Here is a 4466-nt window from a genome sequence, read left to right as displayed (position 1 = left end):
CGAACTCTTCCAAGTGATCAAAGATCTCTTTAGGTTTAGGGATTGACTCCATAGAAAACTCTGGAGTTGCTTTAGCTTCATCTGTGGCAAATCTCATATCTTCTCCTGTGTTAAGTTTACTATCTAGAACCATATTGTAAGTTGCATCTAAGGTATCAGAAGAGTCTTCTAATGTAGCCTCAAACGTATTTTCCTTTTTGATGTCTTCATACACAACTTCACCATGTCTAATGTATTCCATAAGAAGTCCAGGAGATACGGGTGCTATGACCGACTGTAGACAAACATCACAGACATCTTTCTTATCTAATCTACGGATTCGGAACACTGAACTAGATTCAGTAGTTTCACGACACACCTCACATTTATGTGGTACGCCCTTGTTTTTCTTGCTCATATCATTATCCTTGTTGTTGTTGTTTAATTAGGAGTCAGTATTTTACAACACAGGAACTGACAAGTACCTGCTATGTTATTTGGAGAAACAACATAAATAAATTTGCATTAGTATCAATAGACAACGTTAGTCCTAGACACCTATTACCACGAGGATTATAGAGGTCTGGGTTCGAAGTCCATTGCGTTAGCTTCTAGGAAGCCATATTTAGATCCATCTGCTGCAAACTTCATTAAGTCTGTAACAGAAGTGTCTGGGTACAAGATAGAATAAGATGCACCAAGTGCTGAGAAGTATATCTCCATCGTTTGATGAGGATCAAGTCCCGCACGTATACCATCAGCTATCTTACTGGACACCTCGGATGCTATTGAGAACTCTAATAATTCAGTACTCATTACCACCAATCCCCAACAAGACCATCTTTAGAGTAATCAGACACAGTCTGCTCAAAGAAGTTAGTATGGTTGTCATTTGATAACATCCAATCTAACCACGGTAAAGGGTTCTCTTTTATCCTGTAATTACCTTTTAATCCTAGTTGGATAAGACGACGATCAGAAATATAACGAATGTACTGTTTAACTTCTTCTGCATCTAATCCTTCAATTGTCCCCATGTCGTAAGCTAGATCGATAATCTTATCCTCTAGCTTTACAGCTTGACGAAATCTTTGATAGATCTCTTTCTTCATGTTGTCATTAACCACTGCAGGATGTTCCTCACAGAAGGTTCTGAACAGTTTAGTAATAAACTCTACATGTTGAGACTCATCTCGGATCGACCATTCAACCACCTTACAAGTACCAGCCATCTTGCCCATACGTTGATAGTTCATCAGCATTACAAACGCTGAGAAGAGTGATACGCCCTCATTAATTGTAGACTGAACCAAAGCCATAGCTGTATTATGATGAGTGCTAGAATCACCTTGCATCATGAACTCTACCTTCTTAGACATCGCTTTGACATCTAGAAATAAAGAGTAATCACTATCAGGGAAACCTAAGGTCTCATTTAATAAAGCGTAAGCACGTTGGTGTATCCCTTCACGTGCAGAGATGGATAGCAAAGCTGAACGGATCTCATTGTTTTTAAACTTAGGGATGAAGTTCTCACAGTAACCATTAGCAACAGCTACGTCTGACTGTGTGAATAAACGTAAGATCTGTGTGATGTGGTTTTTCTCCACGTCAGAGATCTCACCTTTCTTCCACTGTTCTAAGTCTTCCTGTAGAGTGATTTCCCACTCTCCCCAATGAAGTTTTTCATGCTCTACAGCAAACTCCATTGCCCAAGGGTATTTGAATGGTTTATAAACCAAACTGTGTTCTAATACACTCATTTTATTTTCCTTATTATTTTTCTTTAGCCATGATGTAAGCTTTGACTAATTCACTACGTACAATGTCTTTAGCTTTAAACTCATTGAAGTCAAAGTAGTTACGCATACGACCTAACACTCTCATGAAGATCTCAGCGTCTTTCTCATTGTTTTTAGTAAAGTCAGTCTGAACAGTATCACCAGCGAACAAGATCTTAGAATCCTTACCAAGTCTAGTGACGATAGAGTCTAACTCATGAGCAGTACAATTCTGGAATTCGTCAACAATGACAAGTGTTTTATCCAGAGTAATACCACGCACAAATGACGTTAACATGAATTCAATTACACCATTCTCTTTAAGTATATCATAAGAACCTGCATGATCAAATAACTCAGTACAGATACCTTTGTATGGTGCTTCATAGATCGCTTGTTTCTCTTCAATGTCTCCTGGAAGGTGACCGATGTCACGAGTAGACACAGCAGAACGTACCACAACGATACGTCTGTATTCTACATCAGAGTTAAGTAACTCATCAAACGCCTTGTAGAATGCCATGAATGTCTTACCAGTACCAGCAGAACCTGATAGTACTTGAGACTTACCTGAATCATACTTAGTAAAGAATGCTTCTTGAGCAGAATTAAGAGGAAGAACTTCTTCCAACTTCATCTCTAACTTTCTTATCAATTGTTTTGCACTTACTATTTTCTTAGACATATTTTATCCTTTTTGTTTAATTAACCTTCGCAAGCTATACAATCACCACCGTCTACGAGAGCAACTCTCTCAACTTTGATACCCACACTGTCTGCTGCTTTACCTGCAGAAGTACGGAGGTAGTATAATCCCTTCAAACCTTTAGCGAATGCATTCAAGTGAACTTGATTAACATATGAGCGATCAGCACCAAATGGGAAGAACACATTTACAGATTGACCTTGACAGATAAACTCCTGTCTATGTCCTGCATGTTCTATTACCCAGTTTTGATCTAACTCAAACGCTGTTTTGAATACATCCTTCTCCCAGTCTGTTAAAAAGATCAACTTCTGAACTGAGCCATCATTATTAATAATAAGACTCCACTGAGCATCTACCCATGATTCATCGTGACCTAGTCTAAGTCTTGCTTCCTCAATTACTTTCTCAAGAGCCTTATTTCTGACAAGAAACGAACCGCTCCTAGTTTTATGAGTAAAAGCGTTACTCTTAATAGGCTCAATACTAGGACTGCAACCACAAATGGTGCTGCTACTAGCATTAGGAGCAACAGCAAGCAAATGAGCATTACGAATGCCAGTGCCTGCCCCATCCAGGTATTCCCCACGTATAGATCCAAGAATCTTGGTTTGTTCATCTGCCTCTCCTTTTATGTGTTTAAACATTTTCCTGTTAGCTGAAACTGCTAGTGCAGATTCAAACGGGATGTTATTATTTTGTAGATAACCATGGAAACCCATAGCACCTAAACCTAAGTCTCTAGTGCTAGCAGCACTGAATTTAGCTTTCTCTAAACCTTCTGGAGCATGTTGGATGAAGTGTTCTAAGACGTTGTCTAACATGGTGATCAAATCACGTACCATAGTAGTATCTTTCCACTCATCGAACTTCTCTAGATTAACTGAAGATAGACAACATACTGCTGTACGATCTGCAGATGTTGGTAAATGAATTTCATTACACAAGTTAGAACCATTGATCTTCAGACCAAGGTCTTTAAGAGGTTGTGGTAAGAACTCATTAGCTCTGTCGATAAAGTTGATGTAAGGTTCTCCAGTCTTGAACCGTGTATCTAAAATGCGTGTCCATAACTCTCTAGCCTTAACTGTCTCTTTAACGTCAGCTGTATGAGGACATACTAAGTCCCACTCATCACCTGTCTTGACTGCTTCCATGAATGCATCAGATACGTTCACAGCATTATTAATATTTAATGCCTTACGGTTGATGTCACCACCAGAAGGTACACGGATCTCTAGGAACTCAATGATATCAGGATGAGAAACATCTAAATATGCAGCGTAAGAACCACGACGTGTAGAACCTTGCTTCCAAGCTAACGTCTCAGCGTCGATCACCTTAATAAAAGGGATTGGACCTGGAGATTTATCAGTAACTGCACGGATGTCAGACCAATGTCCACCTACACCACCACCCATTACAGATAATAGTGCGAACTCGTCTTGATGTTCAATTAGACCTTCAACAGTATCTGGTACGTACGTTAAGAAACAACTGATAGGCATTCCCTTAGGTGCTTCACCTGGAAGTGGAGCATTCGATAGTACTGGTGATGCGAACATGAAGTAACCTTCAGATACGTAATTGTAAATCCTTTGTGCTAACTCTGTATCACCTGCAGAAAATGCAACCGATGCTCTAGCGAATGCTTGTTGAGGAGAATCCTCTTCTTCACGCATATAGTAAGCCTTCAATGTCTTAAGACCTTGCTCGGTAAGGCGCTCATCTCTTTTTGGATGAATAGTTATACCTAAATATTCTCTTTTATTAATCATTTTGACTCCAGTCTATGTGTGAGGGCATTGGTGCCCAAGGTTGTGTCCATTCTTCACCAGCTTGTACTGTGACTACGTTAGTGTTGCCGTATATTACTGGTGCGATGTTTTCTGTAGTATTGTTAAAATGTGCTATAAACACAATAGTCATACCTGTGACAATTCCTAGGATAATTGCTTTAAACATATCTGAAATACCTTAGAAATTCGTTACGTTCCTCA

6 protein-coding genes are annotated in these 4466 nt (G+C 39.3%); all 6 read right to left on the bottom strand.

All coding sequences use genetic code 11. The annotated features are described in order from the left end of the window. The coding region (locus tag AC2LE6_RS08235; protein ID WP_484478777.1) for a hypothetical protein at nucleotides 1-397 on the bottom strand (397 nt) is incomplete at its 3' end. Nucleotides 398-552: 155 nt separating this feature from the next. Continuing rightward, complete coding sequence (locus AC2LE6_RS08230; RefSeq protein ID WP_484478776.1) at nucleotides 553-795, bottom strand: hypothetical protein; 243 nt, start codon at nucleotides 793-795, stop codon at nucleotides 553-555. After that, nucleotides 795-1742 (bottom strand): ribonucleotide-diphosphate reductase subunit beta, encoded by a 948-nt coding sequence (locus AC2LE6_RS08225; RefSeq protein ID WP_484478775.1) that lies wholly within the window; start codon nucleotides 1740-1742, stop codon nucleotides 795-797. Before AC2LE6_RS08225 ends, AC2LE6_RS08230 begins: the two co-directional genes overlap by 1 nt. Nucleotides 1743-1755: 13 nt before the next feature. Further along, a complete protein-coding gene (locus AC2LE6_RS08220; protein ID WP_484478774.1) occupies nucleotides 1756-2445 on the bottom strand; it encodes a PhoH family protein in 690 nt (229 codons plus the stop codon). Nucleotides 2446-2465: 20 nt separating this feature from the next. Then, nucleotides 2466-4241, bottom strand: coding sequence for a ribonucleoside-diphosphate reductase subunit alpha (locus tag AC2LE6_RS08215; protein WP_484478780.1), 1776 nt, complete (start codon nucleotides 4239-4241; stop codon nucleotides 2466-2468). Continuing rightward, nucleotides 4237-4431, bottom strand: coding sequence for a hypothetical protein (locus AC2LE6_RS08210; protein WP_484478773.1), 195 nt, complete (start codon nucleotides 4429-4431; stop codon nucleotides 4237-4239). The genes AC2LE6_RS08215 and AC2LE6_RS08210 overlap by 5 nt, the downstream gene beginning before the upstream one ends. Between the last annotated feature and the right edge of the window lie 35 nt (nucleotides 4432-4466).

This window comes from Candidatus Izemoplasma sp., from assembly GCF_982632705.1.
Note: the sequence above shows the minus strand (reverse complement) of the source record. Positions and strands in the feature narration are given on the sequence as shown.

Coding starts and splice junctions, on each gene's coding strand:
- AC2LE6_RS08230 (WP_484478776.1), bottom strand. CDS start 795: ATGAGTACTGAATTATTAGAGTTCTCAATAGCATCCGAGGTGTCCAGT.
- AC2LE6_RS08225 (WP_484478775.1), bottom strand. CDS start 1,742: ATGAGTGTATTAGAACACAGTTTGGTTTATAAACCATTCAAATACCCT.
- AC2LE6_RS08220 (WP_484478774.1), bottom strand. CDS start 2,445: ATGTCTAAGAAAATAGTAAGTGCAAAACAATTGATAAGAAAGTTAGAG.
- AC2LE6_RS08210 (WP_484478773.1), bottom strand. CDS start 4,431: ATGTTTAAAGCAATTATCCTAGGAATTGTCACAGGTATGACTATTGTG.